This window comes from Cellulosimicrobium sp. NPDC030954, from assembly GCF_055571305.1.
On record NZ_JBVIFN010000008.1, the window covers coordinates 98,359 to 118,204 of the forward strand.

Here is a 19,846-nt window from a genome sequence, read left to right on the forward strand (position 1 = left end):
AGCGGCGTCAGAGCGGCCGCACCTGCTCGGCCTGCGGGCCCTTGGTGCCCTGGCCGAGCTCGAACTCGACCTCCTGGCCCTCGTCGAGCGTGCGGTAGCCGTCGGTCTGGATCGCGCTGAAGTGCACGAAGAGGTCCTGTCCGCCGGCCGCGGGCGTGATGAACCCGTAGCCCTTCTCGGAGTTGAACCACTTCACGGTGCCCTGAGCCATTGACGTTCTCCTCGTGCATCGTCGCCCGCGAGGCGACCCCCGCCCCGTGGTAGCCCGAGCCTAGCCCGACCGTGGCGTGCGCGGTAGGTCGAACGCGTGGCCGCGACAGGCAGACGGCGAGGCGAACGAGCAGGTCACACCGGTGCCACCACGATCGCAGGGAGAACCGACCGCGCCGTCGTCAGCCGACAGGCGTGAGCTCCGACTTGACGATGACCACCACGTCACCGGCACGGAGAGTCTGCTGACTCACCTGCTCGGCCGGGATCCCGAGGATCGCCGCCACGGCGGCGGCGCTGTCGCTGCGGTCCTCGCCGTACCAGACCGTGGTTGCTGCGATCTCGTCCGGGTCGCCCTCGTAGTCCGCAGCCTCGACGTTCGTGAACCCCTGGCTCGTGAGCGCGTCGCGGCCCTTCCCTGCCTCACCGCCGATGCCGCTGGCGTTGAGGACGCGGACGCTGGCCGACGGGTCGGCCGCGGCCATGAGCGTGGCGAGGTCGGGCGCCGCGGGCGGCTCCTCGACGGCCGGATCCTCCGCGGCCGGGGGCTCCTCGGTCGCCGGAGCCTCCTCGGTCTCGTCGGCCGGCGGCGCCTCGGTCTCTTCCGCGGCGGGGTCGGTCGACTGCGCCTGCGGCGGGTTCTCGGTCGCGCCGTTGTCCGACAGCAGCGCGACGCCCCCGTACGCGAGGCCGGCGAAGACGACGGCGACCAGCAGGAACGGCCACGTCTTGCTCCACCCGCTGCGCGGCGTGCGGTGCACCCCCACCGGGGAGCCCTGCTGCGCGGGCGCGTCGAACTCGTCGGGCGCGTAGGGGTAGCGGCTCTTCGTCACGGCGACAGGGTAGCCCGGTCAGGCCGGTTGGCTAAACGCCTGGTTCGCCCGGACTTCACGGGCGGCGGCGGTCCGCACGTCAGAGGCCTTCGAGCCGACGGGCGGTACGGGCCCGCTGCCTGGTGGAACGCATCCGGCGCAGCCGCTTGACGAGCATGGGGTCGTGCGCGAGCGCCGCCGGGGAGTCGATGAGCGCGTTGAGCACCTGGTAGTAGCGCGTCGCGGTCATGTCGAACAGCTCGCGCACCGCCTGCTCCTTGGCGCCCGAGTACTTCCACCACTGCCGCTCGAACGCCAGGATCTCCTGGTCCCGCTCGCTCAGGCCCGACGACGGGGCCTCCTGCACGGTCGGGTCGCCGACCGCGTCGGGTCCGTCGAGCACGTACGCCGCCTCGCTCATCGTTCCCTCCCTGCACTCTCTCGTCACCACACCTGCGCACTCCGGCGCCCGGCCGCCTCTCAGCGTACGCACGAACCACACGCGTGTCATTCGTCCTCGCCGGAGTCGTGAGAGGCCGCTCCGTGCGGCCGTTAGGCTCGGTGCCGTGGAGAGCGCACCCGCCCAGCCCGTCGACGTCGCCCCGGGCAGCACCCCGGCCGCCACCGGTCCGACGCCGAGCCCCCGCCCCCCGCTCGCGAGCATCATGGCGCCCGACTGGGCCGAGGCCCTCGCGCCCGTCGAGCCGCAGCTCCACGCGACCGGGGACTTCCTGCGCGCGGAGGTCGCGGCCGGGCGCGAGTACCTGCCCGCGCCGTCGGCGATCCTCAACGCGTTCTCGCGGCCCCTCGCGGACGTGCGCGTCCTCGTCGTCGGGCAGGACCCTTACCCCACGCCGGGGCACCCGATGGGGCTGTCGTTCTCCGTGCAGCCGCACGTGCGCCCCGTGCCGCGCTCGCTCCAGAACATCTTCGCCGAACTGGCCGACGACGTCGGCGCCCCCACGCCCGCGAACGGCGACCTCACCGCGTGGAGCGACCAGGGCGTCATGCTCCTCAACAGGGTGCTCACCGTCCGCCCGGGCGAGCCCGGCTCGCACCGCGGCCAGGGCTGGGAGGCCGTGACGGAGGCCGCCATCCGCGCGCTCGTCGACCGCGACGCCCCGCTCGTCGCGATCCTGTGGGGCCGCGACGCCGCGACGCTGCGCCCGATGCTCGGCGACACCCCCGTCGTCGCGAGCGCCCACCCCAGCCCGCTCTCGGCCCGCCGGGGCTTCTTCGGCTCGCGCCCGTTCTCCCGCGTCAACGAGCTCCTCGTCGCCCAGGGCGCCACCCCCGTCGACTGGACCCTCCCCACCCCGTGACCTCACCGTCGAGGTAGAGCCCCGGTCGCCCGAGGTAGAGGCGTGGTCACGGTGCACGGCGCTACCTCAGGCGACCACCGCTCTACCTCGGCACACCACGGACGGGGCTCGGTGGTGCAGGGCCACGGCGGGAGCAGAATGGGCGGGTGACGACGCAGAACCCGACGACCACTCCCCTGGCCGGTGACACCTCCGACGCACGCCGACCCGAGGACACCCCACCCCGCTGGACGAGCTACCTCGCGATCGGCGACTCGTTCACCGAGGGGCTGTGGGACCCGTACCCCGGCGAGGACGACCACCAGCGCGGCTGGGCCGACCTCCTCGCGCAGCACCTCGCCGCCCGCCGCGTCGCGGCGGGCGAGGAGCCGCTGCGCTACGCGAACCTCGCGATCCGCGGGCGCAAGCTGCGCTCGATCCTCACCGAGCAGGTCCCGGCGGCGCTGGAGCTGAAGCCGGACCTCGTGAGCGTCATCGGCGGCGGCAACGACATCCTGCGGCCGAACGCGGACGTGGACCGCCTCGCACGCAACCTCGAGCACGCCGTCGCCCGGCTGCGCGACGCGGGGATCGACGTCCTCATGGCGACGGGCTTCGACGCGTCGCAGTCGCCGCTCGTGAGCCTCACGCGGTCGCGCGTCGGGGTGTACAACGCACACGTGTGGTCGATCGCGCGCCGGCAGGGCGCGTACGTGCTCGACCTGTGGGGCATGCGCGCGCTCCAGGACTGGCGCGTGTGGTCGGAGGACCGCATCCACCTCACGCCCGAGGGGCACCGGCGGGTCGCGCAGGCCGCGCTCGTCGGGCTGGGCCAGGCGCCCGACGACGCGGTGTGGGACGACCCGCTCGCACCCCTGCCGCCGGTCCCGGCGCTGGACCGGGCCCGGCAGAACGCGCAGTGGGTGCGCACCCACGTCGTGCCGTGGGCCCAGCGCCGCCTCCGCGGGACGTCGTCGGGCGACGGCCGGCTCCCCAAGGCGCCCGAGCTCCTCCCGGTCCCGCTCGCCGACCGCTGAGCGTCGCCGACCGCTGACGTCGCCGACCGCCGAGCGCACGAGATCGGCGGTGTCTGCGGAGATCGGCGGTCGCGACTGCCGATCCCGGCAGAAGCTGCCGATCTCACGATGCGTGCCGACACGACGACGCCCCCGGCTCCGAGGAGCCGGGGGCGTCGTGGTGGAGCCGCCTGTCGGGTTCGAACCGACGACCTTTCGCTTACAAGGCGAGTGCTCTACCAGCTGAGCTAAGGCGGCGTGCCCGGGCCGCCGGGCGAGCGAACAGACTACCCGCTCGCCCGGCCGGCCCGGGACCGCTCACCGCGCCGACGAGGGCGCGGTGCCGCGGTCAGCCCTGCGCGGCCGTGACGGCGGCGGAGAGGGCGTTCGGGTCGCTCCAGTTGCCGTCCCAGCGCTCGCCGTCGATGGTGATCGTCGGCGTGCCGAAGCCGCCCGACTGCGGGTTCGCCAGCGCCTCGTCCTGGGTGACGAGGCTCGTCGCGGTGGCGGCCCAGTCGCCGAACGTCTCGACGGCGGTCCCGTCCGCGATCCCCGCGGCGACGTCGGCCGGGACGCCGGCCTGCTCGGCCAGGTCCGCGATCTGCTCGTCGGTGAGGGTCGAGACGTTCTCCTCGGGCTGGTTCTGGAACATGATCGCGTTGAACGCGTTCATCTGCTCCGGCGCGCGGTCGGCGACCCACGCCGCCGCGGCGGCGGAGCGGGTCGAGAACTGCTGCGCGTTCGCCATCCGGTCGAGGATCGCGACGGGGTGCAGCACGACGGTCACGTCGCCCGACTCGCGGAGCTGGTCGAGCGTCGGGCCGTTCGTCTGCTCGAACTGGCCGCAGATGGGGCACATGTAGTCGAGGTACACGCCGACCTCGACCGCGCCGTCGTTCTCCGTCCCGGCGGCGCCGTCGACGCCCAGGGGGATGCCGCCGTCGTCGCGCGCGGTGGTCGGGCTGGTCACGTCGGCGAGGTTGCCGGCCGCGACGGCGTCGATCGTCTTGTTCTGGTCCTTCATGGCCGGGATCCAGACGGCGAGGAACACACCGACGAGGACGAGGACGCCCGCGACGAGCGCTCCGATCGTGATGAGGCGGTTCCGCTTGTCGCGCTTGGCCTGCGCCTCGCGCAGCGCGAGGGCCTCCGCGCGCGCGGCCTCGCGGCGCTGGGCCTTGGTCTGGGCTTCGTTGCTGGGCATGGTCGTCCTCCGAGGGAGTTCCGAGAGCTGGGGATGTGTCGAGGTGCGCGCCGACGGGGGCGCGCTGGGCCGTGCGTCCGACGGCGTCGTCAGACGTCGGCGTCAGACCAGGGCGAGCCGCGGCGGCCCGCGCCGCGTGCGCACCACCGCGTCCGCGAGGTGGTGCAGCGCGGCGGGGACGGCGTCGGGCACCGGGCGGACGACCCGCCGGGCACCCGCCACGAGCGCGCGCACCGGGCGCGCGGCGCCCCGCAGGACCGTGCGCAGCACGCGCGCCGCGCCGGTCACGACGGCCCGCGAGCGCTCGTGGGCGCGCCGCGCCCACGCCGAGACGCCCCACGCGACGGCCGCGGCCACGGCGTGCCCGACCACCACGGGGAGCGCGAGGACGCCCACAACGGTGACCATGGCGGCGGGGTCGCCGCCGAGGGCGGTGCCGGACGGGCAGTCGGGGGTCTCGTGGACGAGCGCCAGGTGCATCCCGGCGACGCCCCACGCACCCGGCACCGTGACGCACTGGTGCACGACGGCGTACCCGCGGTCGGCGAGCTGTGTCACCAGGGCTGCGAGGAGCGTGAGGAGCAGGAGGGCGGGGCCGACGAGGCGACCGGTCACGGGCACGACGGACGTGCGCGTCACGCCGCGCGACCACGCGCGCGGCACCGTCGTCCGGAGCACGGCGCCCATCCTACGCATGCGGGCTGGTAGCGGGCTGGGAACGTCCAGGACGGGTCGGGCGCACCGGCCGGGCGCGTCGGCGAGCGACGCGATGCCGCTCAGCGCAGCGACGGGGGCCCGGGGAACGGCCACCACGTCACCTCGGGGTCGCCGGCGAGGAGGACGACGCACAGGATCGTGAGGGCGAGCCCGACGCCCGCGAGCACCAGGGTCCCCGTGCGTCCCGGGGCGAGCCGCGCGAGCGCGGTCCGCGTCCCGTAGCGCGTGAGGTGGGTCAGCGGACCGGCCCACGCGAGCACGACGGCCGCGAGCGCCGCGAGGCCCAGGATCACGGTCGTGACGACGGGCGAGTTCCCGCCGTCCGCGCCCTCGACGACGACCCAGCGGTCGGACTCCAGCAGCCACCACCCGGCCACGACGACGAGCACGCCCGCGCAGGCCGCGACGAGCAGGGACGGGAGCGCCCCGACCACGGCGCGCACGACGTACCAGGGTGACGCCGCGACGGCCCGCACCGTGTCCCGGGGCGAGACGCCGCGCCGCTCGCGCCGTGCGTGCAGCGACTCGGTCGTCACCCCGACGACGCGCGCGAGGACGACGAGCACGGAGAGCACGACGAACGCGACGCCCGGGTGCAGCATGCCCAGGAGCACGAGCGGGGCCGCGAGGAGGAGCAGCGCGGTGCGGCGCGCGGCGGGCACGGGCCGCACGTAGAGCGGCTCGCCGTCCTCCCCCACGGGCGGGGCCCCGAGGTCGTCCATGAGGTCGTGGCCGGCCGGGACGGCCATGGTGCGGCCGTCGTTGACCTGGGACTGCGACGTGGGCAGGGGCGGCGGCACGACGTGCGCCTGGCCGGTCCACGCCTGCGCCCCGGTGCCCCCCGGGACGACGGCGACCGGCGGCACGACCTGCGTGGGGCCCGTGGGCGCGCCGACGACCTGGGTCGCAGGGGCGGCGTCGCCCGTGTCGGCGGCGTGCCGCAGTGCGGCGACGACCTCGGTCGGCCCGAGCCGCTGCGCGGGGTCCGCGTGCAGGGCCCCGGCGAGCACGCGCGCCGTGACGGGCCCGAGGCCGGCGAGGTCGGGCCGCCCGCTGCGGGCGCGGGCCAGGACGACGTCGGTCGGTCGCACCCCGAACGGGGCCCGGCCCGTCGCGGCGTAGGCGAGGAGCGCGGCCCAGCCCCACCAGTCGCTCCCGACGCTCGGGGCGGCCCCTTCGAGCAGCTCGGGCGCGAGGTAGCCCGGCGTCCCCATGACGAGGCCGGTCGACGTGACGCGCGCGTCCTCCAGGCCCTGCGCGATGCCGAAGTCGATGAGCACCGGGCCGCGCGAGGAGACCATGACGTTGCTCGGCTTGAGGTCGCGGTGCACGACGCCCGCCGCGTGCACCGACTCGAGCGCGGCGGCGAGCTGGTCGGCGAGCTCGTAGAGGTCCCACGGGTCGAGCGGGCCGCCCTCGGCGACCTCGTCCTCGAGGGTCGGGCCGTCGACGAGCTCGGTGACGATGAACGCGTCGGGGCCGTCGAGCTCGACGTCGAGGATCTGCGCGACGGCGGGGTGCCGCAGGCGCTGCAGGGCGAGCGCCTCACGGCGCAGCCGCTCGCGTCCCTGGGCCGCGGCGTCGAGGTCGACGTGCGCGTGCAGGAGCTTGATCGCGACGAGGTTCCCACCGCCGTCGTGCGCGCTGTGGACGGTGCCCATGGCGCCCGAGCCGAGCCGCGAGCCGATGAGGTAGCCCCCGACCTCGGTGCCCGGTGTCGGCCCGCGCGCCGGGCCGCCCGGCGCGGTCCGCGCGTCGACGCGCTGCGTGGGCTCCTCCATGGTGACAAGGTAGCGGCAGCGGGCCGGTCGTCGCCTTCCGGACGAACGTTCCGGACGGGCGTTCAGACGGGCGATGCGGGCCCGGTGGGCGGGTCGGCCCGGGACGGACGCCCCGTCCGCGGGGCGGACGGGCCGACTACCCTGGGTCGCCCAGGCGCGATCTATCGAACCTCAAGGAGAAGTCCATTGACAGGCAAAGACGGATTCGATCTCGTCGTGGTGGCCAACCGGCTGCCCGTGGACTTCACGGTCGGACCCGGCGGCGACGTCGAGTGGAACCGCTCGCCCGGCGGTCTCGTCACGGCGCTCGAGCCCGTCATGCAGGCGTCCGACGGCGCGTGGGTCGGCTGGTCCGGCGCGCCCGACCTCGCGAGCGACCCGTTCGACGCCGACGACATGCGGCTCGTGCCCGTCACCCTCTCCGCCGACGAGATCGAGCGCTACTACGAGGGCTTCTCCAACGACACGCTCTGGCCCCTCTACCACGACGTCATCTCGCCGCCCACGTACCACCGCACGTGGTGGGAGGCGTACCGCCGGGTCAACCAGCGCTTCGCCGACGCGGCCGTCGCGCAGGTCTCGCGGGGCGGCGTCGTGTGGGTGCACGACTACCAGCTCCAGCTCGTGCCGCAGATGATCCGCGCCCAGCGCCCCGACGTGCGGATCGGGTTCTTCAACCACATCCCGTTCCCGCCCCTCGAGCTGTTCCAGCAGCTCCCGTGGCGGCGGCAGGTGCTCGACGGCCTCCTCGGCGCGGACCTCGTGGGCTTCCAGCGCGCCGGCGACGCCGCGAACTTCATCCGCGCGGTGCGCCGCCTGCGCGCGCACACGACGCGCGGCCCCATCATCACGGTCCCCGGTGAGGACGGTCGCGACCGCCACGTGCGCGCCGCGGCGTTCCCCATCTCGATCGACTCGCGCCGCTTCGACGAGCTCGCCCGCACGCCCGAGGTCCAGCAGCGCTCGCGCGAGATCCGCGCGGACCTCGGCGACCCGGACATCATGATGCTCGGCGTCGACCGCCTCGACTACACCAAGGGCATCCGGCACCGCATCAAGGCGTACGGCGAGCTCCTGCAGGACGGCCGGCTCGACGTCGAGCACGCGACGCTCGTCCAGGTCGCGAGCCCGAGCCGCGAGAACGTCGACGCCTACCAGGAGCTGCGCGAGCACGTCGAGGGCGCGGTCGGGCGGATCAACGGCGAGTACGCGGAGATCGGGCACGCCGCGATCCACTACCTGCACCACTCCTACCCGCCCGAGGAGATGGCCGCGCTGTACCTCGCGGCGGACGTCATGCTCGTCACCTCGCTGCGCGACGGCATGAACCTCGTCGCCAAGGAGTACGTCGCCGCCCGCTCGGACGACCGCGGCGTGCTGGTCCTCTCGGAGTTCACGGGCGCTGCGGACGAGCTCTCCTCCGGCGCGCTCCTCGTCAACCCGCACGACATCGACGGGATGAAGGACATCATCGTGGCGGCCGCGCACATGGACCACCGCGAGCAGCGCAAGCGCATGCGCCGCCTGCGCCGCAAGGTCCTCAACGACGACGTCGCGAAGTGGTCGGAGTCGTTCCTGGGGGTCCTCACGGCCATGCCGTCGCGCGTGCCGCACCGGCGGCCCGACGACGCGGGCCAGGACGGCGCGCAGGCCGACCTCGCCGCGGGGGCCGGCGCGTGACCCGGCCCGACGACGTCCCCTTCCAGCCGGTGACGCCGCCCGGTCCCGTCGCGGAGGCCGCGCGCGCGTTCGCGGCGGACGGCGGTGACGCCCCGCACCCCCGGCTCGTCGCGCTCGACTTCGACGGGACCCTCGCGCCGCTCGTCGACGACCCGCACGCGGCACGCATGGCGCCCGCCGCACGGGCCGCCGTCGACCGCCTCGGGGCGGTCCTCGCCGGGACGACGACGCGCCTCGCCCTGGTCTCCGGGCGCCACCTCGCGGACCTCGCCGAGCGCAGCCTGCCGCCCGTCGGGACGTTCCTCGTGGGCAGCCACGGCGCCGAGACGGGCGTCGTCACGCCCGCGGGGCTCGAGGCCGTCCCCCTGGAGCTCACCCCGGACCAGGCGGACCGGCTCGACGCGCTGCGCGCGGGGTTCGCCGACGCCGTCGCGGGGCGCGAGGGGGCCTGGGTGCAGGAGAAGCCGAGCGCCGCCGTCCTGCACACGCGGCTCGCGTCCGCGGCGGACTCGCGCGCCGCCGAGGACGCCGCGGACGCGGTGGCCGTGCGCCTGGGGCTGCACGCGATGCACGGCAAGGACGTGGTCGAGGTCGCCGTCGTCGAGACGTCGAAGGGCGAGGCGGTCGACCGGCTGCGGGACGTCGTCGGGCACGACGCGGGGCTCCCGCACGCGCGGACGCGCGTGCTCTACGCCGGGGACGACACGACGGACGAGACCGCGTTCGCCGTGCTCGGCCCGGGCGACCTCGGGGTCAAGGTCGGCGACGGCACGACGCTCGCGGCGCAGCGGGTGCCGGACGCGGACGCGCTGGCGGCGGTGCTCGACCTGCTCGCCGACCTGCTGGGGCGCCCGGGGGCCTGAGGGCCCCGGCCCGGGGCACCACGAGACCGCTACCCGATCGTGACCGGCTCTGTGACGAAGCACTCAGAACCGGGAGTAGTATCGGGTCCACGATGACGTCGGGTCCCCTGCTCGGGCTAGAGGGGGTCCGACTTCTTCTGTGTCGTCGAAGACACGCTCGTCCGCCATCGCGAACAGCTACGTCGACGTGGCACGTCACTGCACAACGGATCGTCCGGCACGTACCTGCCGGTGGAGGGATGTACCAGTCATGGCTACGGTCACCTACGACCACGCAACCCGGCTCTACCCCGGGACCGAGCGTCCCGCCGTGGACCAGCTCAACCTGCACATCGAGGACGGCGAGTTCCTCGTCCTCGTCGGCCCCTCGGGCTGCGGCAAGTCGACCTCGCTCCGCATGCTCGCGGGCCTCGAGGACGTCAACGGCGGACACATCTACATCGGCGACCGCGACGTCACGGACGTCCAGCCGAAGGACCGCGACATCGCGATGGTCTTCCAGAACTACGCGCTCTACCCGCACATGTCCGTCGCGGACAACATGGGCTTCGCGCTGAAGATCGCCGGCACGCCGAAGGCGGAGATCCGCCAGCGCGTCGAGGAGGCCGCGAAGATCCTCGACCTCACCGAGTACCTCGACCGCAAGCCGAAGGCGCTCTCCGGTGGTCAGCGCCAGCGCGTCGCCATGGGCCGCGCGATCGTCCGCCAGCCGCAGGTGTTCCTCATGGACGAGCCGCTGTCGAACCTCGACGCCAAGCTCCGCGTCCAGACCCGTACGCAGATCGCGTCGCTCCAGCGTCGTCTCGGCGTCACGACCGTCTACGTCACGCACGACCAGACCGAGGCCCTCACCATGGGTGACCGCATCGCGGTCCTCAAGGACGGCCTGCTCCAGCAGGTCGGCACGCCGCGCGAGATGTACGACACGCCGGCCAACGTCTTCGTCGCGGGCTTCATCGGCTCGCCGGCGATGAACATCGGCACGTTCGTGGTCAAGAACGGCGTCGCCGAGGTGGGCCCGGCCCGCATCGCGCTCGAGCGCGAGACGGCCGCGAAGATCACCGAGGCGGACAACGGCAAGGTCACCATCGGCTTCCGCCCCGAGTCGCTCGACGTCGTGTCGCAGGCGAACGAGGCCGCGTTCCCGGTCGAGGTGAACATCGTCGAGGAGCTCGGCTCCGACGCGTTCGTCTACGGCACGCTCAAGGGCGACCTGGCCTCGCAGGCCGACGTCCACTCGGGCGCCGGTGACAACCAGGTCATCGTCCGCGTCGACCCGCGCAACGTCCCGGCCAAGGGCGAGCGCATCTACGTGACGATCCGCCCGGGTCACTCGCACGTCTTCGGTGCGGCGTCGGGTCAGCGCATCAGCTGACACCCGTCACGCAGCACCGCCGCAGGGCGGGTCCTCCCGGTCGGGAGGGCCCGCCCTTCGTCGTCTCCCGGCGGTGCGCTCCCCGAGGCACGGTGCCGGGCCACGGGCGTCGGCGCGGCTCGCCCTTGACAGGGTCATGGTCGACCACAAGACTACTTTTGCACACGTGACATCAGAAGTCGCATGTTCGTCAGCCAAATAGACAACGCTGTCAATTGGAGCCTCATGCAGATCTCGCACCCTTCGTCCCGCGCCCGGCGCCTCGGCGCCGCACTGACGGGCGGCGCGCTCGTCGCGGGCACGTTCGCCGCGGCCCCCGCCGTCGCCGCCCCGTCAGCCGAGACCAGCCCACCGACCACCCTCGCCGCGGCCGAGACGTGCGGCCCGGACGACGGCCTTCCCGACTCGAAGATCTCCATCCAGCTCTACACGCACGTCGGTGAGCTCGGGGGCTCGGGGACGCCGTCCGCCGAGACGATCGACCGCGTGCTCGGGGAGGTGGCGGGCGCAGGGTTCACCAACGTCGAGCCGTACAACCAGCCCTACTCGATGCCCGTCGAGGAGTACCAGGCGATCCTCGACAAGCACGGCCTCGCGGTGTCGTCCAGCCACGGCAGCACGGACTGGGGCTCGTGGCCCCAGACCGTCGCGTACGCCGTCGCGCTGGGCCAGGACTACATCGGCACCGGCGGCATGGCCGGTGGCTACGGCACCTACGCCGAGGCGGTCGCGACCGCCGCCTACGTCAACCAGCTCGGCCAGTACGCGCACGAGAACGGCGCGAACAAGATCGTGCTGCACAACCACCAGAGCGAGTTCACCACGCGGTACCCCGACCCGGTCACCGGCGAGATGGTCAGCGCCTGGGAGGTCATCGAGGAGAACACCGACCCGCGCTACGTCACGTTCGAGCTCGACGTCGGCTGGGCCGCCGACGCCGGCCTCGACGTCCCCGCGTGGATCGAGGAGCACGGGGACCGCATCGAGCTGCTGCACATCAAGGACGCCGTGAACGTCAACGCGCCCGGCGACATGCGGCAGGTCGCCCTCGGCCGGGGCGACCTCGACCTCCCGGCGATCATCGCCGCGGCCGAGCCGTACGTGCAGTACTACACCTACGAGTGGGACTGGGCGCCGTCGTTCGAGACCTCGGCGGAGTCCTACCGGTACCTCCGCTGCTTCGAGTCCGAGGACGGGGGCGGGAACGAGGGCGACGAGTCGCTCGCCCTGGGCCGCCCGGTGACGGCCTCCAGCATCGACGAGGCCGGTCACGAGCCCGAGATGGCGGTCGACGGCAACGCCGGCACCCGCTGGAGCAGCGCGTGGAACGACCCGGAGTGGATCGCGGTGGACCTCGGCGCGAGCTACGACCTCAGCCAGGTCGTGATCGACTGGGAGACCGCGTACGGGTCGGGGTACGAGATCCAGACCTCGCCGGACGGCGAGACCTGGACCACGGTACACACCGTCACCGACGGTGACGGCGGGTACGACGAGCTGGACGTCGCGGCCACGGGCCGGTACGTGCGCCTCTACCTCACCGAGCGCGCGACGCAGTGGGGCTTCTCGCTCTACGAGCTCGAGGTCTACGGCACGCCGAGCGGGCAGCTCGACCTCGACGTCGCGGTGCAGGCCCGGTGCCTCGCCGGCCAGGCGTACCTCGCGGTCCGCGCGGCGAACGGCGAGGATGCGCCGGTCGACGTGACCCTCGCGACCGCCTACGGCACCCGCGAGTTCGCCGACGTCGCCCCGGGCAAGAACGCGTACCAGTCGTTCGCGGTGCGCTCGGCCTCGGTCGCGAGCGGCACGGTGACCGTCACGGGCACCGCGACGGTCGACGGCGAGGACGTCACCTCGACGGTCGACGTCGAGCACGACGCGCTCGACTGCTCCTGACGGCTCCCCGGGTGCGTGGCCCTCGCGCCCGCACCCGGGGCCGCCCGAGCCCCGACCCGGCGCCCGCCGGCCTCGACCCGAGGCCGGCGGGCGCCGCCGTCGTGCGGAGGGCCGACGACGCACCCCCGTCGGGCGCGGGACGCAGACCGTGGACAATGGACCCCGTGACGGTGCACAACCTGCAGATCACCGCGTCGGCCCCCGACCCGGCTCTCCTCGACCTGCCCTGGGACATCCCGCTCGAGGAGTGGCCGGCCGAGACCCTCGCGGCGCTGCCGCGCGGTATCTCCCGGCACATCGTGCGGTTCGTCCGCCTCTCGGGGCGCGTCATCGCCATCAAGGAGATCGGCGAGACGGTCGCGTACCGCGAGTACGAGCTGCTGCGCCAGCTCCGGCGGCTCGAGGTGCCGAGCGTCGTGCCGGTGGGAGTCATCACGGGGCGCCAGGACGCGAACGGCGAGCGGCTCGAGGCCGTCCTCATCACGGAGCACCTGCAGTTCTCGCTCCCGTACCGCGCGCTGTTCAGCCAGTCGCTGCGCCCGGACACCGCGACGCGCCTCATCGACGCGCTCGCCGTGCTGCTCGTGCGCCTGCACCTCGTGGGCTTCTACTGGGGCGACGTGTCGCTCTCCAACACGCTGTTCCGGCGCGACGCCGAGACGTTCGCGGCGTTCCTCGTGGACGCGGAGACGGGCGACCTGCACCGCGAGCTCTCCCCCGGCCAGCGCTCGTACGACGTCGACCTCGCACGGACGAACATCATCGGCGAGCTCATGGACCTGGCCGCCGGCGAGCTGCTCGACGAGGACGTGGACGAGGTCGCGATCGGCGACGCGCTCGTCGCGCGCTACGAGGAGCTGTGGGAGGCGCTGACGACGTCCGAGTCGTTCGACGCGAACGAGCGGTGGCGCGTCGCGGCCCGCATCGAGCACCTCAACAACCTCGGCTTCGACGTCGACGAGCTCGCGATCACGACGGACATCGACGGCACGACGGTGCAGATCCAGCCCAAGGTCGTGGACGCGGGGCACCACTCGCGGCGCCTGCTGCGCCTCACGGGCCTCGACGTGCAGGAGAACCAGGCGCGCCGTCTGCTCAACGACCTCGACTCGTTCCGCGCGGCGGCGGAACGGCAGAACGACGACGAGGAGTTCGTCGCCCACGACTGGCTCAGCGGCGTGTTCGAGCCCACGATCCAGGCCGTGCCCCGCAACCTGCGCCGCAAGCTCGAGCCGGCACAGCTCTTCCACGAGATCCTCGACCACCGCTGGTTCATCTCCGAGCGCGCGGGCCGGGACGTCCCGATGGCGGAGGCGACGCAGTCGTACGTCGAGAACGTCCTGCGCCACCGCCCGGACGAGAAGGCGATCCTCGGCCTCGCGCCGGGCGAGAAGGACCCCGAGTACTACGGCTGAGACCCGTCAGCGCCCCACGGGTCCGAGGACCGGTGGGGCGCCGACAGGACGAGGGGTGTCAGGCCTCGCGGCGCAGGCGCGCGACCTCGTAGAGCGAGATGCCCGTCGCGACGGCGGCGTTGAGCGACTCGGTGTCCGAGCCGATGGGGATCGAGGCGACGACGTCGCACGCCTCGCGCACGAGGCGCGACAGCCCCTTGCCCTCGGACCCGGCGACGACGACGAGCGGCTCGGTCGCGAGCTGGAGGTCGCCGATCGCGGTCTCCCCGCCGGCGTCGAGCCCGACGACGAAGCAGCCCGCCTTCTTCAGCTCGCCGAGGGCGCGGACCAGGTTGGTCGCGCGTGCGACGGGCACCCGGGCGGCCGCCCCGGCCGAGACCTTCCACGCGGACGCCGTGACGCCCGCGGCGCGACGCTCGGGGACGAGCACGCCGTGCGCCCCGAACGCGCCCGCCGAGCGCAGCACGGCGCCGAGGTTGCGGGGGTCGGTCACGCCGTCGAGCGCGACGATCAGCGGCGGACGGCCCGTCGCCTCGGCCGCGTCGAGCAGGTCGTCGACGTCGGCGTACTCGTACGGCGGCACCTTGATCGCGACGCCCTGGTGCACGGCGCCGTCGGTGAGGCGGTCGAGCTCCGGCTTGCCGACCTCGAGGAGGTCGTAGCCGCGGCCCGCGACGATGTCGACGATCTCGCGCGTGCGGTCGTCGGCGTCGAGGCGCGCCGCGAGGTAGACGACCTCGACGGGGATGCGCGCCCGCAGCGCCTCCAGCACGGAGTTGCGGCCCGCGACGACCTCCTGCACCGAGCCACGGCCCTTCGGACCGCCGCCGCGCGACGCGCCGCCCCTGGCCGCGCCACCGCGCGTGGCGCCGCCGCGCCCGGTCGGCGTCGCGGCACGCTTCTCCTCGGCGACCTTGCGCTTGTGCGCCGCGTGGTAGACGCGGTCCTCGGCCTTCGGGGTCGGCCCGCGGCCCTCGAGGCCCTTGCGCCGCTGCCCGCCGGAGCCGACGGTCGCGCCCTTCTTGCTGCCGGGCTTGCGGGTCGCGCCGCGTCGTTGTGAGTTGCCAGCCATGGGTGTACCCGTCGTGTCGTGGTCAGGTCGGTCGGTGTCGGTCAGGTGGATCGACACCGGTCCGGTCGGTCAGGTCGGTCGGTCGGTTCGTGCGAGCGGGCGCGGGTGCGCCACCGGGTCCAGTGTCCCTCAGACACCGCGTCGAGGGAGAGCCGTGGTCCACCGAGGGAGAGGCATGGTCACGACCACGCCCCTACCTCGCACCAGGCCTCTACCTCGCGGGGACGGTCGTCAGGCGAGGGTCCAGCGCGCGCCGTCGGCCGAGTCCTCGACCGCGACGCCCGCCGCGGCGAGCCGGTCGCGGATCGCGTCGGCGGTCGCGAAGTCGCGCGCCGCGCGCGCCTCGGCGCGTGCCGCGAGCTCCGCGCCCACGACGGCGTCGAGCACCGCCGCGTAGCGCGAGTCCCCGCGGTCGGCCCACTGCGCGTCGCCCGGGTCGAGGCCGAGGACGTCGAGCATGGCCCGTACCGCGACGAGGTGGTGGCGCGCGACGGCGTCCGCGGCCGTCGTGCGGTCCGCGAGCGCCGCGTTCCCCGCCCGCAGGTGCTCGTGCACGACGGCGAGCGCCGCCGGGACGTTGAGGTCGTCGTCCATCGCCGCGGTGAACGCGGTCGGGAGCTCGGCCTCGGTCACGTCGCCCACGTCGCCGACCCGCTCGGCCGCGCGCTCGACGAACCCGGCGAGCCGCTCCCACGTGGCCTCGGCCTCGGTGACGGTCGCGGGCGTCCACTCGAGCATCGAGCGGTACTGCACGGACCCGAGGGCGTAGCGCAGCACGGCCGGGCTCGTGGTCGCGAGGACCTCGCGCACGAGGAGCCCGTTGCCGAGCGACTTGCTCATCTTGGCGCCGCCCTGCGTGACCCACGCGCTGTGCAGCCAGTGCTGCGCGAACCCGTAGCCCGCGGCGCGCGACTGCGCCTGCTCGTTCTCGTGGTGCGGGAAGCGCAGGTCGAGCCCGCCGCCGTGGATGTCGAACGTGTCGCCGAGGTACCGGCGCGCCATCGCGGAGCACTCGAGGTGCCAGCCGGGGCGCCCGCGGCCGAACGGCGTGGGCCACGACGCGGTCTCGGGCTCGCCCTCCTTGGGCGCCTTCCAGAGCGCGAAGTCACGCGGGTCGCGCTTGGCGGCGGCCTCCTCGGCGTCCGCGGGGACGTCGTCGGGCACGGGGTTGAGGTCCTCGAGGCGCTGGTTGGTCAGCGAGCCGTACTCGGACCACGAGCGCACGTCGAACCACACGTCGCCGGGACCGGTCGTGTACGCGTGCCCGCGCCCCACGAGCCGCTCCATGAGCTCGACCATGTCCGGCACGTGCCCGGTCGCGCGCGGCTCGTACGTGGGCGGCAGGACGCCGAGCGCGTCGTACGCGGCGGTGAACGCGCGCTCGTACGTCGCGGCCCAGGCCCACCACGGCTCGCCGGCGTCGGCGGACTTCACGAGGATCTTGTCGTCGATGTCGGTGACGTTGCGGATGAGCGTCACGCGGGAGCCGCCGCGCCGCAGCCAGCGCACGAGCACGTCGAACGCGACGGCCGAGCGCATGTGGCCGATGTGCGGGGCCGCCTGGACCGTCGCGCCGCACAGGTAGATGCCGACCTCGCCCGGTGTCAGGGGCACGAAGTCGCGCACGTCCCGCGTGGCGGTGTCGAACAGGCGAAGAGTCACGTCCGCAAGGGTACCGGGGACGTACCACCACGGCCGAAGCGGCACGGGCAGGTCTCACGGCCGGTCCCGGTCCGGCCACGGCCGGCCCGGTCAGCCGAAGCTCTTGCCCTCCCCGCGGTACGTGGGCACGACGTCGACCACCTCGTCCCCGCGCACGAGGTGCACGCGGTCGAACCGCTCCATCGCCTCCCCGGCCTTCCCGTGCCGGAACCAGACGCGGTCGCCCACGCCGAGGTCGGGGGCGCCCGCGGCGCCGCGGGTCCGGTGCAGCGGCGTCTGGACCTCGCCCGCGCCCTCGCGGCCCGTGAGCGACCACCCGGGCGTGGCGACGCGCGGCAGGCGGCTGCGCGACGCGGGGCCGGACGCGACGTAGCCCCCGCCGAACGCCGTCGCCCAGCCGGGCGCGGGGACGCGCACGACGTCGAGGCCGAAGAACGCCGAGGGGCGCGGGCGGAAGGAGCGGTACTCGTCGAACAGCCCGGGCACGTAGAGCCCCGACCCGGCGGTGACCTCCGTGACGACGCCGTCCGCGGACGACGTCTCGAGCGACCCGGTGCCGCCCGAGTTCACGAGCTCGAGGTCTCGCCCGACGACGTCGCGCACCGCGGCGACGACCTCGCCGCGGCGCTCCCCCAGCTCGAGCACCGAGAGCCGCTTGACCGCGCGGACGGCGAGGCTCGAGTCGGGCATGCCGGCGACCTGCGCCTCGTAGAACATCAGGCCGCGCAGCGCGAGCCCGGGCGTCGAGACGACCCGGGCGGCGAGCGACGCGACGTCCGGGGGGTCGTGCAACGGCGAACGCCGCGTGCCGAGGTGGACCGTGACGAGCCCGAGGCCGACCCGCAGCGAGGCGTCCACGTCGAGGCACACGCGCACGGGGGGCGCGTCGCCCGCAGCCGCCTCGGCGAGCGCGTGCCGCACGAGCTCGAGGTGCGCGGGGTCGTCGACCATGAGCGTGATCTCGCGCCGCCCCGCCTCGTGCCGCGCGAGCGCGGCGAGCGCACCGCGGTCCACGGAGGGGTAGCCCACGAGGACGTCGCGCACGCCCGCGTCGACGAGCCACAGCGCCTCGCGGACCGAGAACGCCATGACGCCCTGGAAGCCGCGCTCGCCCGCCCGCGTCACCAGCGAGCGGACGCGCACCGACTTCGACGCGACGCGCACGGGCACGCCCCCGGCACGGGAGAGGAGCTCGTCGGCGTTGGCGTCGAACCGGTCGAGGTCGACGACGGCGAGCGGCCCGTCGAGGTCCGCGGTCGCGCGCGTCAGCCGGGCGAGCAGCGACGGCGTCGCACCGCGCTCGTCCCCGGCAGGGTCGGCCGTCCCCGTCCTCGTCCCCGAGCCCGGTCCGGGCGCCGCGTCGGTCGTCATGGGGAGAACGTACGCCACCCGGGGGGCGTGAGACAGTACGACCTGTGAGCAGCGACGACGCCCTCTCCTGGACCAACTGGGCCCGCACGGCCTCCGCGACCCCGCGCCGCCGGGCCTCCCCGCGCGACGAGGCAGAGCTGGGGCGGCTCGTCGCCGGCGCGGCCGCCGAGGGGATGCGGGTGCGCGCCGTCGGGGCGGGCCACTCCTTCACCCCCGCGGCCGTCACGGACGGGCTCCTGCTCGACCTCGACCGCGTCGGGCTCGTGGAGCGCATCGCGCGCGGCACGGGCGCACCCGGTGAGGCCGACGCCGACGCGATCCTCGTGACCGTCGGGGCGGGCATCCGCCTGCACCGGCTCAACGAGGCCCTCGCGGCCGCGGGCCTGGCCATGCGCAACCTCGGCGACATCGACCGGCAGTCGATCGCCGGGGCGATCTCGACGGGCACGCACGGGACCGGCGCCGGGCTCGGCGGGCTCGCCACCCAGGTGCGCGGCGTCCGCGTCGTCGGGGCGGACGGCGAGGTCCGCGAGGCGTCGGCGACGCGGGACCCCGACCTCTTCGAGGTGAGCCGCCTGGGGCTCGGGGTCACGGGCGTCCTGTCCGCGGTGACGCTCGAGGTGGTGCCCGCGTTCCTGCTCCGCGCGCAGGAGGAGCCGTGGCCGCTCGACCGCGTGCTGGAGGGCCTCGGCACGCCGGACGACCCCGACGGCCTCGTCGGCGGCAACGACCACTTCGAGTTCTACTGGTTCCCCCACACGCGCCGGGCGCTGACCAAGCGCAACAACCGGCTCGCCCCCGACGACGAGGCCGCGGAGCTCGAGCGGCTGCGGACCACCGGTCCCGGGCCGGTCGCGCGGGCGCGCACGTGGGTCGACGAGGAGCTGCTGTCGAACGGAGCGTTCGAGCTCGTCAACCGGCTCGCGACCGCGGTGCCGCGCGTCACGCCGCGGCTCAACGCCGTCTCGGCCCGCGCGCTCGCGCCGCGGACCTACGTCGCGCCGTCGCACCAGGTCTTCGTCACCTCGCGCCGCGTCCGGTTCCGCGAGATGGAGTACGCGGTACCGCGCGAGCGCCTGGTGGACGTCCTGTCGAGCATCGACGGCTGGCTGGACCGGTCCGGCGAGCACGTGCCCTTCCCGGTCGAGGTCCGGTTCGCGGCGCCCGACGACGTCTGGCTGTCCACCGCGCACGGGCGCGAGACCGCGTACGTGGCGGTGCACCAGTACGCGCGCCTGCCGCACGCGCGGTACTTCGACGCCGTCGAGCGCATCGTCGCCGAGGTCGGCGGGCGCCCCCACTGGGGCAAGCTGCACGGGCTCGACGCCGAGCGGCTCCGCGACCTCTACCCCCGGTTCGACGACGCCGTGGCGGTCCGCGACGCGGCGGACCCCGACGGGGTGTTCGCGAACGCGTACACGGACCGGGTGCTCGGGCGTGCGCCGGGAGCGGCCGCGCGCGGCTGACGGCC

17 protein-coding genes and 1 tRNA gene are annotated in these 19,846 nt (G+C 74.4%); 8 read left to right on the forward strand and 10 right to left on the reverse strand.

Annotation, left to right across the window (positions count from 1 at the left end; all coding sequences use genetic code 11):
• Positions 1-7: 7 nt before the first annotated feature.
• The 3 genes from ACZ402_RS15715 to ACZ402_RS15725 form a co-directional block, all read right to left on the reverse strand.
• Positions 8-211: a cold-shock protein gene (locus ACZ402_RS15715; RefSeq protein WP_047232397.1), complete on the reverse strand. Its 204-nt coding sequence runs from the start codon at positions 209-211 to the stop codon at positions 8-10.
• Positions 212-392: 181 nt separating this feature from the next.
• On the reverse strand, positions 393-1,043 hold the full coding sequence (locus tag ACZ402_RS15720; RefSeq protein WP_375825198.1) for a LytR C-terminal domain-containing protein: 651 nt from the start codon (positions 1,041-1,043) through the stop codon (positions 393-395).
• A gap of 79 nt (positions 1,044-1,122) precedes the next feature.
• Positions 1,123-1,443 carry a DUF3263 domain-containing protein gene (locus ACZ402_RS15725; RefSeq protein ID WP_253052634.1) on the reverse strand — a complete coding sequence of 107 codons (321 nt, stop codon included), beginning with the start codon at positions 1,441-1,443 and terminating at the stop codon, positions 1,123-1,125.
• Positions 1,444-1,684: 241 nt separating this feature from the next.
• Here ACZ402_RS15725 and ACZ402_RS15730 point away from each other — a divergent pair, with 241 nt between their 5' ends.
• Both ACZ402_RS15730 and ACZ402_RS15735 read left to right on the forward strand, forming a co-directional pair.
• Complete coding sequence (locus ACZ402_RS15730) at positions 1,685-2,344, forward strand: uracil-DNA glycosylase (RefSeq protein WP_375825283.1); 660 nt, start codon at positions 1,685-1,687, stop codon at positions 2,342-2,344.
• 176 nt (positions 2,345-2,520) lie between these two features.
• A complete protein-coding gene (locus ACZ402_RS15735; protein ID WP_375825282.1) occupies positions 2,521-3,360 on the forward strand; it encodes an SGNH/GDSL hydrolase family protein in 840 nt (279 codons plus the stop codon).
• A 161-nt stretch (positions 3,361-3,521) separates the two neighbouring features.
• Here the strand turns inward: ACZ402_RS15735 and ACZ402_RS15740 are convergent.
• The 4 genes from ACZ402_RS15740 to ACZ402_RS15755 form a co-directional block, all read right to left on the reverse strand.
• Positions 3,522-3,597, reverse strand: a tRNA-Thr gene (locus tag ACZ402_RS15740).
• A 91-nt stretch (positions 3,598-3,688) separates the two neighbouring features.
• Positions 3,689-4,543 carry a DsbA family protein gene (locus ACZ402_RS15745; protein WP_375825197.1) on the reverse strand — a complete coding sequence of 285 codons (855 nt, stop codon included), beginning with the start codon at positions 4,541-4,543 and terminating at the stop codon, positions 3,689-3,691.
• A gap of 102 nt (positions 4,544-4,645) precedes the next feature.
• Positions 4,646-5,221, reverse strand: coding sequence for a hypothetical protein (locus ACZ402_RS15750; RefSeq protein ID WP_375825196.1), 576 nt, complete (start codon positions 5,219-5,221; stop codon positions 4,646-4,648).
• Between the two features lie 98 nt (positions 5,222-5,319).
• Positions 5,320-7,041, reverse strand: a complete 1,722-nt coding sequence (locus ACZ402_RS15755; protein WP_375825194.1) for a serine/threonine-protein kinase — start codon at positions 7,039-7,041, stop codon at positions 5,320-5,322.
• Positions 7,042-7,257: 216 nt separating this feature from the next.
• On the opposite strand from ACZ402_RS15755, the gene ACZ402_RS15760 reads away from it, so the two are divergent.
• From ACZ402_RS15760 to ACZ402_RS15780, 5 genes are all read left to right on the forward strand, one after another.
• Positions 7,258-8,721: an alpha,alpha-trehalose-phosphate synthase (UDP-forming) gene (locus ACZ402_RS15760; protein WP_375825192.1), complete on the forward strand. Its 1,464-nt coding sequence runs from the start codon at positions 7,258-7,260 to the stop codon at positions 8,719-8,721.
• Positions 8,718-9,584, forward strand: a complete 867-nt coding sequence (gene otsB / locus ACZ402_RS15765) for a trehalose-phosphatase (protein WP_375825191.1) — start codon at positions 8,718-8,720, stop codon at positions 9,582-9,584. Before ACZ402_RS15760 ends, otsB begins: the two co-directional genes overlap by 4 nt.
• 250 nt (positions 9,585-9,834) lie before the next feature.
• Positions 9,835-10,959 carry an ABC transporter ATP-binding protein gene (locus tag ACZ402_RS15770; protein ID WP_375825189.1) on the forward strand — a complete coding sequence of 375 codons (1,125 nt, stop codon included), beginning with the start codon at positions 9,835-9,837 and terminating at the stop codon, positions 10,957-10,959.
• A gap of 225 nt (positions 10,960-11,184) precedes the next feature.
• The gene (locus ACZ402_RS15775; protein WP_375825188.1) at positions 11,185-12,855 is read left to right on the forward strand and encodes a discoidin domain-containing protein; all 1,671 of its coding nucleotides are present in this window, start codon (positions 11,185-11,187) and stop codon (positions 12,853-12,855) included.
• A 155-nt stretch (positions 12,856-13,010) separates the two neighbouring features.
• Complete coding sequence (locus ACZ402_RS15780) at positions 13,011-14,270, forward strand: DUF4032 domain-containing protein (protein WP_375825186.1); 1,260 nt, start codon at positions 13,011-13,013, stop codon at positions 14,268-14,270.
• Positions 14,271-14,328: 58 nt separating this feature from the next.
• Here ACZ402_RS15780 and rlmB read toward each other — a convergent pair whose 3' ends face one another.
• The 3 genes from rlmB to ACZ402_RS15795 form a co-directional block, all read right to left on the reverse strand.
• Complete coding sequence (rlmB, locus tag ACZ402_RS15785) at positions 14,329-15,342, reverse strand: 23S rRNA (guanosine(2251)-2'-O)-methyltransferase RlmB (RefSeq protein ID WP_375825184.1); 1,014 nt, start codon at positions 15,340-15,342, stop codon at positions 14,329-14,331.
• A 231-nt stretch (positions 15,343-15,573) separates the two neighbouring features.
• Positions 15,574-17,004, reverse strand: coding sequence for a cysteine--tRNA ligase (cysS, locus tag ACZ402_RS15790; protein WP_375825183.1), 1,431 nt, complete (start codon positions 17,002-17,004; stop codon positions 15,574-15,576).
• Positions 17,005-17,094: 90 nt separating this feature from the next.
• Complete coding sequence (locus ACZ402_RS15795; RefSeq protein WP_375825181.1) at positions 17,095-18,375, reverse strand: alanine racemase; 1,281 nt, start codon at positions 18,373-18,375, stop codon at positions 17,095-17,097.
• Between the two features lie 44 nt (positions 18,376-18,419).
• Here ACZ402_RS15795 and ACZ402_RS15800 point away from each other — a divergent pair, with 44 nt between their 5' ends.
• Positions 18,420-19,841, forward strand: coding sequence for a D-arabinono-1,4-lactone oxidase (locus ACZ402_RS15800; RefSeq protein ID WP_375825179.1), 1,422 nt, complete (start codon positions 18,420-18,422; stop codon positions 19,839-19,841).
• Positions 19,842-19,846 lie beyond the last annotated feature (5 nt).

Bases quoted from the DNA above. Each gene is read 5' to 3' on its own strand.
- ACZ402_RS15755 (WP_375825194.1), bottom strand. From the start codon at position 7,041: ATGGAGGAGCCCACGCAGCGCGTCGACGCGCGGACCGCGCCGGGCGGC.
- ACZ402_RS15715 (WP_047232397.1), bottom strand. From the start codon at position 211: ATGGCTCAGGGCACCGTGAAGTGGTTCAACTCCGAGAAGGGCTACGGG.
- ACZ402_RS15745 (WP_375825197.1), bottom strand. From the start codon at position 4,543: ATGCCCAGCAACGAAGCCCAGACCAAGGCCCAGCGCCGCGAGGCCGCG.
- rlmB (WP_375825184.1), bottom strand. From the start codon at position 15,342: ATGGCTGGCAACTCACAACGACGCGGCGCGACCCGCAAGCCCGGCAGC.
- ACZ402_RS15780 (WP_375825186.1), top strand. From the start codon at position 13,011: ATGGACCCCGTGACGGTGCACAACCTGCAGATCACCGCGTCGGCCCCC.
- ACZ402_RS15775 (WP_375825188.1), top strand. From the start codon at position 11,185: ATGCAGATCTCGCACCCTTCGTCCCGCGCCCGGCGCCTCGGCGCCGCA.
- ACZ402_RS15725 (WP_253052634.1), bottom strand. From the start codon at position 1,443: ATGAGCGAGGCGGCGTACGTGCTCGACGGACCCGACGCGGTCGGCGAC.
- ACZ402_RS15770 (WP_375825189.1), top strand. From the start codon at position 9,835: ATGGCTACGGTCACCTACGACCACGCAACCCGGCTCTACCCCGGGACC.
- ACZ402_RS15795 (WP_375825181.1), bottom strand. From the start codon at position 18,375: ATGACGACCGACGCGGCGCCCGGACCGGGCTCGGGGACGAGGACGGGG.